Here is a 12,807-nt window from a genome sequence, read left to right as displayed (position 1 = left end):
GCTTTCCAGCAATTGTGCACAAGCGAGCTGCCTGCTGTGGGTAACGTTGTGGATAACAAAAAAGCAGGGGGCGCCCCCTGCTTTTTGAATCGCTATTCACCGAATCGCCCGGCTCGCCGTCAGCTCGATTTCGCTTCCCGATCCGTTTCGTCGCCGCCCTCGTCCGCGCTCGCGCTCATCAGCAGCTGGTTGCACGCCGCCACGTACGCCTGGGCCGACGCCAGAATGATGTCGTTATGCACCGCCGTGCCGCTGTAGCGCTTGCCGCCGCGCACGACGCTGACGGCCGCTTCGCCGCGGGCATCCTCGCCCGTGGACAGCGAATGCAGCTCCAGATCGTCGAACGCCGCGCCGACCGGGATGGCCTGCCGCAGGCAATGGATGACCGCTTCGAGCGGCCCGGTCCCCGTGCCCGTATACGTGCGCTCCTCCTGCGATTCCCGTTCGCGGACCGTTACCGACGCGATGCGGGAGCGCTGCGTGCCGGCCAGCACCTGCAGGTCGACCAGCACGTACGGATCGTGCTGCGTCTCGGTCGACTCGCTCGCGAGGCGCACCAGCACGTCGTCCGGGACGATTTTGAGCTCGTCGGCTTTCTCCTTGAAGCGGTCGTACACGTCCTGCAGCTGCTCCTCGTTCAGGACGATGCCGAACTCCGCGAGGCGGTGCTTGATGGCATGGCGGCCGGAATGCTTGCCGAGCACGATCATGCTGCGCGGGATGCCCATCGCTTCGGGATCCATGATCTCGTACGTGCTGCGGTTCTTGAGCAGGCCGTCCTGATGGATGCCGGACTCGTGCTGGAACGCGTTCCGGCCGACGATCGGCTTGTTGTAGGCGATCGGGAAGTTCATCGCCCGGCTCACCATCCGCGACGTCTCGTAAATCTCGCCGACGTTGATGCCCGTCTCCGCGCCGATCGCGGCCTTGCGCGTCTCGATCGCCATGACCAGCTCCTCGAGCGAGCAGTTGCCGGCGCGTTCGCCGATGCCGTTCACCGTGACCTCGATCTGCGTCGCGCCGCCGGCGATCGCCGCCAGGCTGTTCGCTACCGCGAGGCCGAGGTCGTTATGGCAATGCGCGCTGAACTGCACCTTGTCGGCGCCCCGCGCGCCCGCCCGCACGGCGCGGAACATGGCGCCGTACTCCTCCGGAAGCGCGAAGCCGAGCGTATCCGGCAGGTTGATGACCGTCGCGCCCTCCGCGATGACCGCCTCGACCATCTCGATGACGAATTCGCGGCCCGTGCGGCTCGCGTCCATCGCCGAGAATTCGATCTCGTCCACGAACTGCTTGCCGTAGGCGACCATGGCGCGGGCGATGTTCACGACTTCATCCCGGGACTTCTTCAGCTGGAAGTCCAGGTGGATGTCCGACGAGGAGATGAACAGGTGCAGGCGCCGGCGCGCGGCGTCCGTCGTCGCCTTGACCGCGGCGTCGATATCGCCCTTGATGGCGCGGGCGAAGCCGGCGATCTCGACGTTCTGCAGCTCGCGCGAAATCTGCTGCACCGCGGCGAACTCGCCCGGGCTCGAGATCGGGAAGCCCGGCTCGATGACGTCGATGCCGAGCTTCGCCAGCTGGCGGGCGATGACGATCTTCTGCTCGGGACGCAGCGTCGCGCCCGGCGACTGTTCGCCGTCGCGAAGCGTCGTGTCGAAGATGCGGATCCGCTTGCCGGCGGACGAAGCGGCTTGCGTATCGGCGTTAACGCGCGTTTCACGGGATGGGGTCATGGTTGGTTCCTCCTGTATATTGGGTTTGGGATCGGATGGAGACGCCGGGCCGCGGCCGCGACAACGACAGAAGCCCGCCGTCTCTCGAAGATTCAAGAGACGACAGGCTTCTTGAGCATGCCGCGGTACCACTCTCGTTGCCCGGACGCTCCCGTCCGGACCCGCTCGCGCAGGGACCCGGCCGGTTCGGCCGCGAGTCCGCCGCACCCGATGACGGGGGTCAGCCGTAACGAAGTACCCGGCGGCCGGCCGTCCTTGCGGACGCCGCCCCGTTTTCCCCCGTTCCGCTCCCAGGCGAGTTCGGATCCCCCTTCGGCTGCGTCGCACCGTCCCGCAGCTCTCTGATTCCCGGTCGTGATCCTACTGCTCCTGTTCAACGCGTTGTGTTCGTTATATGCGTACGTTCAAGCTTGACGGTTCATGCGTGCCTCTTCAGACAAGATGGTTCAGGCTCTTCGACGATCGTTGCGGGCGATTCTCGGCTGTTCGACACTTCGTGACGCGAAACCCGCGGGGTTCCGCCGCATCCGGAGCAATCCAAAAAGCCCGCCGTCTCTTGAGAATCAAGAGACGACGGACTGTGAAATCCGGCGCGGTACCACCCTTGTTGACGACGCGCGAAGCGCGGTCGTCCACCTTACGCACGGCGACCGACTCTAGAAATCGATGGCCATGCACCCGATCACGGCGGTTAACCGTAACGGCGTACGCGGGCTTCCTTCAGCCTTGGCCTTCGGCCGACACTGAAACCCTCTCCGCCATTCCGCTCCCAGGCGAGGTTCAAGCTGCCTTCGGCTGCGTCGCACCATCCCGCAGCTCTCTGTTCCCGGCGTTCGCTCTACTGCTCCTGTTCGTCGCGTTTCGTCGATTGAAGTGTTGTTGCCTATTATAGGCATAACGGAAATCGTCTGTCAATTCCGAAACGAGAAAAAGTTTTGAAAAGGGAGCGGTTCTTCGCCTCTTACCGCGTCGCGCCTTCGCTGCGAAGCGCCTCCAGCCAAGCCCGGCGGAACTCGGCCACGCTGCCGAAGCGGTCGGCCCTGTCGGGGGATGCGCCTTCAGCGCCGTGCGGTGCAGCGCCCCGGACGCCCGCCAGCCCGCGGACTCGCGGCTGCCTTCCTCCTCCGCCAGGAAGACGAAGGCGGAGGCTCCCAAGTTGAAGACGTTCGTCACCCCGTCGATCCGGCTTCCCTTGACGAACTCCTCGGGCGCCATGTAGCGGCTCGACCCGTAGTTGCGGTCCGTCGCGAGCGTAAACGCGCCTTTGGCATACAAATCGAAATCGCACAGAGGCAGCGCGTTCCGGGCGAAATCGTAAATCAGGCTGCCGCCGTACAGATCGACCGCGACGTAGCCTAGCCGCTCCAACTGCTCGTGCAGCTCGCAGACGTCGCCGAGCGCGCGCACGATCGTCTCCGCCGGGAGGCGCCGGAACCGGAAATGCGGCGAGTCCGGATGGCTGCGGCCTTCCTTCCCCGAGAATTCCGGCGAACCGGGCACCTCGCCGTCGACCCATTCGAAGACGAGCGCGTAGCCGTCGCCGGCCGGAAAATGGTTGAGCAGCCGGGGCACGCAAGGATGGCTGACCTTCGCATGGAACGCGGCGGCGTTCTTCAGATAGCCGACGTTCTCCGGCTGCGCCGCGTATTGTCGCGCTACGACACGACCGACCAGTCTTCCAGCGACTGGCCGGGCTCCGCCTTCATGTCGAGCGGCGTGAATTCGCCGCGCGCGTACTTCAAGTGCGCCGCGGCGCCGATCATCGCCGCGTTGTCGGTGCAGAGCCGAAGCGGCGGGACGAGCAGCGGGATGCCCGCTTCCTCGCAGCGGGAAGCCAGCGCCGCGCGCAGGCCGCCGTTCGCCGCGACGCCGCCGCACAGCAGCAGCTGCTTGGCGCCGAATTCGCGGACGGCGCGGACCGCCTTCGTCGTCAGCACGTCGATGACCGACGCCTGGAAACCGCGGGCGAGCGCGGCCTCGCGGATCGGCTCGCCTTTCATCGCGGCGGTGTTGATGGCGGCGAGCACGGCGGACTTCAGGCCGCTGAAGCTGAAGTCGTACGACTCCGGCTCGAGCCACGCCCGGGGCAGCGGAATTTCGTCGTCCGCGCCCTGCGCGAGGCGGTCGACATGCGGCCCGCCGGGATACGGGAACTTCAGCGTCCGCGCCACCTTGTCGTACGCTTCGCCGACGGCGTCGTCGCGCGTGCGCCCGATGATGCGGAAGCGACCTTCGCTCTCGAGCAGGACAAGCTCCGTATGGCCGCCCGAGGCGACGAGCGCGAGGCACGGATAGACCAGCTCGTGCACGAGCTCGTTGGCATAGATGTGCCCGGCGATATGATGCGTGCCGATCAGCGGCAGGCCGAGGGCCATCGCCAGGCTTTTGGCCGCGACGATGCCGACGAGCAGCGCGCCGACGAGCCCCGGCCCCTGCGTCACCGCGATCGCGGACAGGTCGCGGAACGAGACGCCGGCCTCGGCCAGCGCCTGCTGCATGATGACCGTAATCGATTCGGCGTGCTTGCGCGAGGCGATTTCCGGCACGACGCCGCCGAACCGGCGGTGCGTGTCGATTTGGCTCGAGACGATATTGGATAAGATCCGTTTGCCGCCGCGGACGACGGCCGCCGACGTTTCGTCGCAGCTCGTCTCCACGGCCAGGATGAGTTCATGGCTTGCGTTAGTCGTCATACGATTGCTCCACTTCGGCGGACTCCGGCAGCTCCGCCCACATGATCAGGGCATCCTCCATATTGTCCGAATAATAGCCGGGCCGGATGCCCGACGGTTCGAAGCCCAGCTTGGCATACAGCCGCCGGGCGACCGAATTGCTCACGCGCACTTCCAGCGTCATGCGGCGCGCGCCGAACAGGACGGCGGTCCGCATCAGCTCCGTCATCAGCAGCTCCCCGAGCCCTTGTCCGCGGTAAGCCTCGCGCACCGCGACGTTCGTTACGTGCGCCTCGTCCATGATCGTCCACATGCCCGCGTAGCCGATCGCCGCGCCTTCATAATCCATAACCATGTAGCGCGCGAAATGATTGTTCGTCAGCTCGTTCACGAACGCGTCCTTCGTCCAGGGCGTCGCGAAGCTTTCTTCCTCGATCGCGGCGATCGTCGGCACGTCGTCCAGCGTCATCGAACGGAAGACGAGCCGGTTCCGGTCAATTGGCGTCATGTCCGACAGCTCCTTCCGCGGCCGCTTGCTTCTCCTGCAGCTTGACCTCCGCTTCGGTCAGCTGCGTGTAATTCGGGGCGAACGCGTGCACGTCGTCCCGCTCCCCCGCGGCGAGCCGCTTCGCGCCGAGCGCGGCGACCGCCCGGCCCTCCAGCCAGAGCGGGAGCGCATGCACCCGCACGGCGGGGCACAGCGCCTGCAGCCGGCCGGCTTCGGCCTCGTGCTGCGCCAGCTCGCCGACGAGCCAGACGGCGTCCGGCCGCGAAGCGTCGTCCGCCGCGCCGAGCGCCGCCGCCAGCTCGTCCGTCCAGTCGCGCATGAGCCGGATCGCGTCCGGCGCCTCGCGCGTCCACGCGCCGTCCGCGGGCGGATTCGCCGCTTCCGGCGCGGCGCCTATGGCCGCGAAGCGCGCCGTGTACGCCTGGCCGCGCCGGGCGTCCATGACCGGCACGATCCAAGCGCGCCCCGCGGGTGCGCCGTCCGCGCCGGCGGATGCCGCCGGCCACGCGCCGTAGGCCAGCGCCTCCAGGCTCGACACGCCGACGAGCGGCTTGTCCCAGGCCCAGGCGAGCGTCTTGCCGAGCGATACGGCGATGCGCATGCCCGTGTACGAGCCCGGACCTCGCCCGATCGCGAGGCCGTCCAGCGCCTCCGGCTTCACGCCGCATGCCTCCAGCATCGTCTGAACCGCGGATACCGTATGCACGGAATGATTGCGTTCCGCGAGCGACTGCACCTCCCGCAGCACCTCGCCGCCGCGGACGAGCGCGGCCGCCAAGGCGGCCGTCGACGTATCCACGGCCAGCACGAGCCGTCCGTCGCGGCTCCCCTGCGTTGTCTGTTCACCCATCTGTTACCTAGCTCCCATTCGCTGTAAGTCTCGCACCCAGGCCGCATACCGCGGACCGATGCCCTTGATCGCGATCCGGCGCGCGTCTCCGCCCAGATGCGCGATGTACATCTCCAGCCGCTCCGGCGGCAGCAGCGCCTCGATCAGACTGGCCCATTCCACGATCGTCACGCCGTCGCCGAAGAAATACTCGTCCAGCCCGAGCTCGTCCGCTTCCGGCTCCGACAGCCGATAGACGTCCATATGATAGAGCGGCAGCGCGCCCTGATATTCCTTGATGATCGTAAACGTCGGACTGTTCACGACGTCCTTCACGCCGATGCCTCTCGCATAGGCCTGCGAGAACCGGGTCTTCCCCGCGCCGAGATCGCCGTCCAAGGCCAGCACCGTGCCCGGCGCGGCCCATCCGGCCAGCGTCTCCGCGAGCCGGACCGTGCCGGACTCGTCGTCCGCCGTCCATTCGATTGCCATGACCTCGCTCATCCGTTCACGCTCCTACTCGCCAAAATGATTGTAGCCCCGCTTCGCGAGCGGCTCCCGCCGGGGCGCGGAGCCGGCGCGCCGGCCCCGTCCGCGAACATCCAGATCGCGCACCAGCGCGACGCCCGCGGGGCCTTCCTCCGCCTCGCCGACGATGTACATCGGCAGGCCGGCCGCTTCCAGCGCGGCCTTGGCCGCCTCCGCGTCGCCGGCCGCGATCGTGCCGAGCAGCACGTAGTCTTCGCCGCCGTAGAGGATCCACGCCAGCGGATCCGCCCCGGCGCGGCTCGCGTACGCGGCCAGGCTGCCGCTCTTCGGGAGCCGCGACTCGCGCAGCGCGAGCGCGACGCCCGAAGCCTCGGCGATCTCCCAGGCTTCGCTCGCCAAGCCGTCGCTGACGTCGTTCAGCGACGTGACCGTGCCGCGCGCGGCCAGCAGCGCCGCCGCGCGCACGGACGGCGCCGGCCGGCGGTGCGCCCGCACGAGCGCCGCCGTGCCGGCCGCCTCCGCCGCGGCCAGGGGCACCGGCCCCGGCGCGGCGCCTTCGTCCGCCGCCGGGACCGCCCCCGCGGCCGCGGCGAGCAAAAAATGCAGACCGGCCGCGGCCAGCCCCGCGGCGCCGGTCACGAACACGGCGTCGCCGGGCCGCGCGCCCGCCCGGCGGATGGCCTTGCCGGCCGCGACCGTCCCCGCGACCGTCACGGCCACGACCAAATCCCGCGGCGACGACGTCGTGTCGCCGCCGATGACCGCGACGCCGTACTGCGCGGCGCACGCGTACAGCCCGTCGTAGAGCCGGCGCACCCGCTCCGGCCCCCAAGCCTTCGGCACGCTGACCGACACCAGCGCGTGCCGGGGCGTGCCGCCCATCGCCGCGATGTCGCTCACGTTCGCGGCAAGCGCCTTCCAGCCGACGTCCTCCGGCGCCATCGTCGCGTCGTTGAAGTGGACGGTCTCCACCATCGTGTCGACCGCCAGCAGCCATTCCACCGGGCCGCCGGCATCCGGCGGCGGCCCCACGACCGCGGCGTCGTCGCCGATGCCGAGCACGACGCCCTGCGCAGCCAGCAGGGACGCCGGCTGCCGCCGATCCGTCCAATGGCGGATTCGCGCAAATTCATCCACGTCCGACCCTCCAATGGCAGCGTTCGCGATTCCGAGTAATTGTCCTTATTATATCGGCCCGTCCGCGGCCCCGCAACAAAAGCGGGCAAGGCCGCGCGTCGCCCGCGCGGCCTTGCCCTGATCGAGGCGCTTGCATGCCGGCCGGTCCCCCGCATGCAAGCGCGTCGCTAGTGAATGTCCCGCTTCTTGAAGCGGCCGCCTTTGACGTCGTGAATGTTGCCGACCGCGAGGAACGCGCTCGGATCCAGCTCCTGGACGATCGACTTCATCTTCGCTTCCTCCAGGCGCGTAATGACGCAGAAGATGACCCGCTTCATGCCGCCGGAGAAGGCGCCTTCGCCCTGCAGGTACGTGACGCCGCGGCCGAGGCGGCTCATGATGGCGTCGCCGATTTCCTTCGCTTCGTCGCTGATGATCCAGACCGACTTCGACTGGTCGAAGCCCTCCAAGGTGACGTCGATCATCTTGAAGGCGATGTAATAGGCAATGAGCGAGTACATCGCGCTGTCCCACGAGAAGACGAAGCCCGCGCTGCCGAGGATGAACAGATTGAAAAACATGACGATCTCGCCGACCGAGAACGGCGTCTTCTTCGTGAACAGGATCGCGATGATCTCCGTGCCGTCGAGCGAGCCGCCGAAGCGGATGACGAGGCCGACGCCGATGCCGAGAATGACGCCGCCGATGACCGGCGCGAGGAACGTGCTGTAGGTGAGCGCCTTGACCGGATGCAGCAGCGTGGTGCCGATGGACATGACCGTGACGCCGTAGAGCGTCGAGAGCGCGAACGTTTTGCCGATCTGCTTATACCCGATGATAAGAAAGGGCAAATTGATCAAGAATAGAAAGATACCGAGAGACACGCCCGTGATATGAGACAAAATGATGGATATGCCAACGATGCCGCCGTCGATGATGTTATTCGGCACGAGAAAAATCTCGAGCGCGACCGATACGAGCGCCGCTCCGATCGTGATGAACACGATCCGCCGAAGCAATTCGAGCTTGGTAAGCTTGTAATGCTGTTTCGCCATCTCTTCTCCCCCTGTCGCATGGATCCCGAAAAATCCATCTTCTTCTTCCATTATAACGCGTTTTCCTGCGATTTCAAAATCAAAAGCCGCTTTATCGCGATTTATATATCGTCTAAATCCGTCTATCTTCGTATTTCGCACATTTAATGTGACCTTTCACCATACTAAAGCAAGCATTTCGCTCGGAATTGTTCCTGGCCCGGACGACGCCTTGCATTCCCGTATCCGGCTTTGCGATCGCCCCCGGCTCCGCCGCCGCAAGCAGGCTGCGTTCCCGCGCCGGCGCTCCGCGGACGCGCGAAAAAGCCCGGGCCGACTGGCCCGGGCTTTCTCGCCGTACTGCGTTTCGTACGCGGAATTGCCGATTAGAACTTGTCGAAGACGTAATGCACGATGAAGTACAGCGCCCCGAAAAAAATGATGAGGTAGGCCGCGTACTTGATGAACGTCGAGGCAACCAGACTGGAGTCCGATTTCTGTTCGATATGACGCTCCTCGACATCGATATCGCGATGTGCCATTCGGATCAGCTCCTCTTCGTGTTACGGCTTATTGCCGCTGATAGGACTGATTTACCCCGCTTTCGGACCTGTCAATCAGCCCCGGCTTCCTCTTTTCGCGCGAACAGGCCGGCGCTCCTCGAGCCCGGCCTTGGTTCCATGCTTGTCGTATTCCGTTTTTGCGGTCAGGCGCAGGCGCCCTCTCCTACGCTTCGCCTTCTTCTTTCAGGCGGTCGCAGGAAACGGTGTGGGTATTGAGCGGGTCGGTGCCGATCCGCACCGTCGCCATGCCGTTCGTTTCGTCGACGTTCTCGATCCAGACGGACTTGTCGCCTAAGTGCACGGCAAAATTATCCTTCGAATTGTAAATTTCCATCGCGCGTTTCGTGTCCATGGTTACTCCTTCGATTCGATGACCATCGTATCCGTGGTGGATTCTTCGATCAGCCCGTTATTCAGCGTTACCGTGCCGCCGCCCAACCCCTCGTTAATCATCCGGTCGATGTCCATGAAATAATCTTCGCGTCCTTCGTGCTTCTTATCGTTGCTCGACCCCGTAGGGGAGTTGCCCGCTTCGCTCATCCCTTCCGCCTCCTTCAGATGATTGATGGCCGTGCTAACGAAAATATGCCCGAATCGGCTTAGCTTCATGCATTCGGGGGAAGACTTAGGACTAGAGGAAGCTTGGCGCAATACGGCATCCGGGCGCTTGGCCGCCCGCACCCACAATCCGCGAGGAGGAACGCCTTTATGCATACCGTTTGGAAAGGGGCCATCAGCTTCGGCCTCGTCCACGTGCCCGTCAAAATGTTTTCCGCGACGGAGGACAAGGACATCTCGATGAAGCTGATCCACCGCGTCTGCGGCAGCAACGTCTCCTATATCCGCAAATGCCCGACCTGCGAGGTCGAGGTGGAGTGGGACGACATCGTCAAAGGCTACGAATACGAGAAAGGCCGCTACGTGCTGTTCGAGAAGGACGAGCTCGAGCAGCTGTCCGGCGAGGCGACGAAGACGATCAACATCCTGGATTTCGTCGCGCTGGAAGAGATCGATCCGATTTATTTCCAGAAAACGTACTACCTCTCGCCCGACCAGGCCGGGGGCAACGCCTATAACCTGCTGCTCGAAGCGATGCGGCAATCCGGGCGGATCGGCATCGCCAAGGTGGCCATCCGGTCCAAAAGCTCGCTCGCGGCGATCCGCATCATCGGCGACTGCCTGGCGATGGAGACGATCTTCTATCCCGACGAGATCCGCTCCGTGAATCAGGTGCCGGGCCTGCCCGACGCGGTGAACGTCAACGAGAAGGAGCTCGCGATGGCCCGGATGCTCATCGAGCAGCTGTCCACGCCGTTCGAGCCCGCCAAATACACGGACGACTACCGCGCGCGGCTAATGGACCTGATCCAGCATAAAATCGCCGGCGAAGAGGTGTCCGTCGCGCCGGAAGCGCAGAAGACAAACGTGCTCGACCTCATGGCCGCGCTGCAGGCGAGCCTCGAGGCCGTGAAGCTGCCGCCGAACGCGCCGGGCGGCCTGGATACGAGCACGGCCGGCGCCGCCGCGCCGGCCGCCGCGGGACAGCCGGCCGCGGCCGACGGCAGCGAGGTCGTGGCCAAGGTGAAGAAGCCGCGCGCCCCGCGCAAGACGAAGAAGGAAGATACGGTGTCGTAGATGGAACAGACCTGGCCGCAGCCGTTGCCCGACGACCCGTCTCCCTTCGCCGGACCGGACGGCGGCCGGTCCGGCCTGCCGCTTCCGATCCCGCTTCCGGCCGAGCCGATGGCCCCTCTCTCCGCGGCCGAGCTGCCGTCCGGCGACGGCTGGGGCTATCAGCTGAAGTGGGACGGCGTGCGCATCCTGGCCCGATTGGACGGGAACGGCGGCGTGGAGCTGTTCTCGCGGAAGCTGTATTTGAAGAACGGCGTATACCCCGAGATCGCCCTCCTGCTGGAAGCGAAAGCCGGCGCGCTCGGCCGCTGCCTGCTGGACGGCGAGGTCGTCTGGTGGGACGGCATCCGGCCGAATTTCCAGCAGGTGCTCAAGCGGGAGCGCTCGCGCGGGCTGGCGCGCCAGCCGTTGGCCGCTGACGCCGCCCAGCCGGCGCCGGATGCGGCGGCAAGGACGGCCGTTGACACGGCGGCCGCCCAGCCGGCGGACGCCGGCCCGGCGGCGCGGCCGAACGCGGTCCGCGCGGCCGCAATGAAGCCGTTTCCGGCCGATGCCGGCGGCCGGAGCTCGTCCGGCGGACTCGTGTACGTGCTGTTCGACCTGCTGGCCGACGAGAGCGGCGATCTTCGCTCGCTTCCTTACGAGGAGCGGCACCGCCGGCTGGCCGCGCTGTGCGGCGACGGCGACCCCCGCCTGTTCGTCACCGACTTGTTCCCTGACGGCGAAGCGCTCTGGTCCTGGGTGGAAGCGAACCGGTGGGAGGGCGTCGTCGGCAAGCGGCTGTCAAGCCCTTACCGCGAAGGCAAGAAGCACCGCGATTGGCTGAAGAAGAAGACGGAGCTCGTGCTGGACGTCGACATCGTGGGGCTGAAATGGCGGGGCGGCATCGTGGCGAGCCTCGTCATGGAGCTGGAGGGCGAGTATCTCGGAAGCGTCTCGCTCGGCCTGAACGAAGCGCTTCGCAGCGTGCTCGCTTCCACGTTCCGGCCGCAGCGGTCTCATTTGGCCGTCGTCGCCTGCCCGTTTCCCGCGCTGCCGGACGATCTGAAGCACGAGGACGTGCAGTGGCTGTCGCTGCCGTTCCGCTGCCGGGTGACCGGGCTCGAGCTGACGTCCGCGGGGCAGCTGCGCCATCCGAAGCTCGTGACGTTCCTGCCCAAGGAGCCGCTCGCATGAGCCGGGCCGTCAAAGGCACGATCGTGGTGGAGGGGCAGGAGCTGACGGTCAGCAATCCCGACAAGCTGCTGTGGCCGGAGATGGGCATCACGAAGGCGATGTTCCTGCAGCGCCTCGCCGGTCTGGCCCCGTGGCTGCTGAAGCATTGCCAGGACCGGCTGCTGACGACGATCCGATTCCCGGACGGCGTGAACGGCAAGTCGTTCTACCAAAAGAACAGTCCGACGCCCGCGCCGGACTTCGTGGAGACGGAGCGGCGCGAAGGCATCGACTACGTGAAGCTGACGTCGCTGCCGGTGCTGCTGTGGCTCGGCAATCTGGCCTGCCTGGAATATCACGCCTCGTTCGACCGCGTCAGCGACCCGCTCCGCCCGACGGAGTGGGTGCTCGATCTCGATCCGTCGCTCGAGGAGGAGCCGCGCATCATGGAGGCGGCGCTGCTGGCCGGCGACCTGCTCCGGTCGCTCGGCATCGCCTCGACGCCCAAGACGTCCGGGGCGACCGGCGTTCAGATCATCGTGCCGCTCGTCAAGGACCTTACCTTCGACGAGCTCCGGCGCATCGGCGAATTCGTCGGGTCATACCTTGCGGACAAGCATCCGCGGCTGTTCACGGTGGAACGGCTGAAGAAGCACCGCGGGGACCTGATCTACGTCGATTATTTGCAGCATTATCAGGGCAAAACGATCATCGCGCCCTACTCTCCGCGGGCGCGCGCGGCGGCGAGCGTCTCCACCCCGCTGCACTGGGACGAGGTGCGCCGCGGCGCCGCGATCGCGGACTACCACCTGCTCAACATCGAAGAGCGGCTTCACCGCGAGGGCGATCTGCTGGACCGCATCCCCGCCCAGTCGCTGCGGCCGATCTTGACGTTCATCGGGAAACGGTGAGACGCCGGTTCGGCGCCGGTTTGTTCGCGACGCGTCAAGGCCGCCATTCGACGAATGGCGGCCTTGACGATTTTTGTTATGAATTCAAGGCGCGGCGGTGCCGATCGGGCTGCAGGTACCGTACCCGGTACCGCTCTTTCGGCCAATCGGCCGGTTTCATTT

General features: G+C 66.0%; 14 protein-coding genes. 3 read left to right on the top strand and 11 right to left on the bottom strand.

Going from position 1 to position 12,807, the window contains the following annotated elements:
* Nucleotides 1-119: 119 nt before the first annotated feature.
* The 11 genes from BMZ79_RS22400 to BMZ79_RS22350 all read right to left on the bottom strand — a co-directional run bounded on the left by BMZ79_RS22400 (nucleotide 120) and on the right by BMZ79_RS22350 (nucleotide 9,487).
* Nucleotides 120-1,736, bottom strand: coding sequence for a 2-isopropylmalate synthase (locus BMZ79_RS22400; RefSeq protein WP_090644082.1), 1,617 nt, complete (start codon nucleotides 1,734-1,736; stop codon nucleotides 120-122).
* 780 nt (nucleotides 1,737-2,516) lie between these two features.
* The gene (locus BMZ79_RS22390) at nucleotides 2,517-3,308 is read right to left on the bottom strand and encodes a serine/threonine-protein kinase (RefSeq protein WP_090644078.1); all 792 of its coding nucleotides are present in this window, start codon (nucleotides 3,306-3,308) and stop codon (nucleotides 2,517-2,519) included.
* A gap of 83 nt (nucleotides 3,309-3,391) precedes the next feature.
* The gene (gene tsaD / locus BMZ79_RS22385; RefSeq protein WP_090644076.1) at nucleotides 3,392-4,429 is read right to left on the bottom strand and encodes a tRNA (adenosine(37)-N6)-threonylcarbamoyltransferase complex transferase subunit TsaD; all 1,038 of its coding nucleotides are present in this window, start codon (nucleotides 4,427-4,429) and stop codon (nucleotides 3,392-3,394) included.
* On the bottom strand, nucleotides 4,419-4,916 hold the full coding sequence (gene rimI / locus BMZ79_RS22380; RefSeq protein WP_090644073.1) for a ribosomal protein S18-alanine N-acetyltransferase: 498 nt from the start codon (nucleotides 4,914-4,916) through the stop codon (nucleotides 4,419-4,421). Before rimI ends, tsaD begins: the two co-directional genes overlap by 11 nt.
* Nucleotides 4,903-5,766, bottom strand: a complete 864-nt coding sequence (gene tsaB / locus BMZ79_RS22375) for a tRNA (adenosine(37)-N6)-threonylcarbamoyltransferase complex dimerization subunit type 1 TsaB (RefSeq protein WP_090644071.1) — start codon at nucleotides 5,764-5,766, stop codon at nucleotides 4,903-4,905. Before tsaB ends, rimI begins: the two co-directional genes overlap by 14 nt.
* Before the next feature lie 3 nt (nucleotides 5,767-5,769).
* A complete protein-coding gene (tsaE, locus tag BMZ79_RS22370) occupies nucleotides 5,770-6,249 on the bottom strand; it encodes a tRNA (adenosine(37)-N6)-threonylcarbamoyltransferase complex ATPase subunit type 1 TsaE (protein WP_256252993.1) in 480 nt (159 codons plus the stop codon).
* Nucleotides 6,250-6,261: 12 nt separating this feature from the next.
* Nucleotides 6,262-7,371: a thiamine-phosphate kinase gene (gene thiL, locus BMZ79_RS22365; protein WP_090644068.1), complete on the bottom strand. Its 1,110-nt coding sequence runs from the start codon at nucleotides 7,369-7,371 to the stop codon at nucleotides 6,262-6,264.
* Between the two features lie 167 nt (nucleotides 7,372-7,538).
* Nucleotides 7,539-8,405, bottom strand: a complete 867-nt coding sequence (locus tag BMZ79_RS22360; protein WP_090644066.1) for a YitT family protein — start codon at nucleotides 8,403-8,405, stop codon at nucleotides 7,539-7,541.
* 365 nt (nucleotides 8,406-8,770) lie between these two features.
* Nucleotides 8,771-8,926 carry a hypothetical protein gene (locus tag BMZ79_RS34400; protein WP_177222274.1) on the bottom strand — a complete coding sequence of 52 codons (156 nt, stop codon included), beginning with the start codon at nucleotides 8,924-8,926 and terminating at the stop codon, nucleotides 8,771-8,773.
* A 184-nt stretch (nucleotides 8,927-9,110) separates the two neighbouring features.
* The gene (locus BMZ79_RS22355; protein WP_090644064.1) at nucleotides 9,111-9,299 is read right to left on the bottom strand and encodes an H-type small acid-soluble spore protein; all 189 of its coding nucleotides are present in this window, start codon (nucleotides 9,297-9,299) and stop codon (nucleotides 9,111-9,113) included.
* 2 nt (nucleotides 9,300-9,301) lie between these two features.
* Nucleotides 9,302-9,487 (bottom strand): hypothetical protein, encoded by a 186-nt coding sequence (locus tag BMZ79_RS22350; RefSeq protein WP_090644062.1) that lies wholly within the window; start codon nucleotides 9,485-9,487, stop codon nucleotides 9,302-9,304.
* Nucleotides 9,488-9,655: 168 nt separating this feature from the next.
* Between BMZ79_RS22350 and BMZ79_RS22345 the strand changes: the two genes are divergently transcribed.
* The 3 genes from BMZ79_RS22345 to ligD are packed head-to-tail and all read left to right on the top strand — an operon-like array spanning nucleotide 9,656 to nucleotide 12,645.
* Nucleotides 9,656-10,582 (top strand): non-homologous end joining protein Ku, encoded by a 927-nt coding sequence (locus BMZ79_RS22345; protein WP_090644060.1) that lies wholly within the window; start codon nucleotides 9,656-9,658, stop codon nucleotides 10,580-10,582.
* Nucleotides 10,583-11,755 (top strand): ATP-dependent DNA ligase, encoded by a 1,173-nt coding sequence (locus BMZ79_RS22340; RefSeq protein ID WP_090644058.1) that lies wholly within the window; start codon nucleotides 10,583-10,585, stop codon nucleotides 11,753-11,755.
* Nucleotides 11,752-12,645, top strand: coding sequence for a non-homologous end-joining DNA ligase (gene ligD / locus BMZ79_RS22335; protein ID WP_090644056.1), 894 nt, complete (start codon nucleotides 11,752-11,754; stop codon nucleotides 12,643-12,645). The genes BMZ79_RS22340 and ligD overlap by 4 nt, the downstream gene beginning before the upstream one ends.
* Nucleotides 12,646-12,807 lie beyond the last annotated feature (162 nt).

The sequence above is a fragment of the Paenibacillus sp. UNC496MF genome (assembly GCF_900113915.1).
In the GTDB taxonomy this organism is placed as follows: domain Bacteria; phylum Bacillota; class Bacilli; order Paenibacillales; family Paenibacillaceae; genus Paenibacillus_Z; species Paenibacillus_Z artemisiicola.
Note: the sequence above shows the minus strand (reverse complement) of the source record. Positions and strands in the feature narration are given on the sequence as shown.

What these genes read in the sequence shown, in the direction of transcription:
- BMZ79_RS22360 (WP_090644066.1), bottom strand. Translation starts at nt 8,405, where the DNA reads ATGGCGAAACAGCATTACAAGCTTACCAAGCTCGAATTGCTTCGGCGG.
- tsaE (WP_256252993.1), bottom strand. Translation starts at nt 6,249, where the DNA reads ATGAGCGAGGTCATGGCAATCGAATGGACGGCGGACGACGAGTCCGGC.
- tsaB (WP_090644071.1), bottom strand. Translation starts at nt 5,766, where the DNA reads ATGGGTGAACAGACAACGCAGGGGAGCCGCGACGGACGGCTCGTGCTG.
- BMZ79_RS22400 (WP_090644082.1), bottom strand. Translation starts at nt 1,736, where the DNA reads ATGACCCCATCCCGTGAAACGCGCGTTAACGCCGATACGCAAGCCGCT.
- BMZ79_RS22340 (WP_090644058.1), top strand. Translation starts at nt 10,583, where the DNA reads ATGGAACAGACCTGGCCGCAGCCGTTGCCCGACGACCCGTCTCCCTTC.
- BMZ79_RS22345 (WP_090644060.1), top strand. Translation starts at nt 9,656, where the DNA reads ATGCATACCGTTTGGAAAGGGGCCATCAGCTTCGGCCTCGTCCACGTG.
- BMZ79_RS34400 (WP_177222274.1), bottom strand. Translation starts at nt 8,926, where the DNA reads ATGGCACATCGCGATATCGATGTCGAGGAGCGTCATATCGAACAGAAA.
- tsaD (WP_090644076.1), bottom strand. Translation starts at nt 4,429, where the DNA reads ATGACGACTAACGCAAGCCATGAACTCATCCTGGCCGTGGAGACGAGC.
- ligD (WP_090644056.1), top strand. Translation starts at nt 11,752, where the DNA reads ATGAGCCGGGCCGTCAAAGGCACGATCGTGGTGGAGGGGCAGGAGCTG.
- BMZ79_RS22355 (WP_090644064.1), bottom strand. Translation starts at nt 9,299, where the DNA reads ATGGACACGAAACGCGCGATGGAAATTTACAATTCGAAGGATAATTTT.
- rimI (WP_090644073.1), bottom strand. Translation starts at nt 4,916, where the DNA reads ATGACGCCAATTGACCGGAACCGGCTCGTCTTCCGTTCGATGACGCTG.
- BMZ79_RS22350 (WP_090644062.1), bottom strand. Translation starts at nt 9,487, where the DNA reads ATGAGCGAAGCGGGCAACTCCCCTACGGGGTCGAGCAACGATAAGAAG.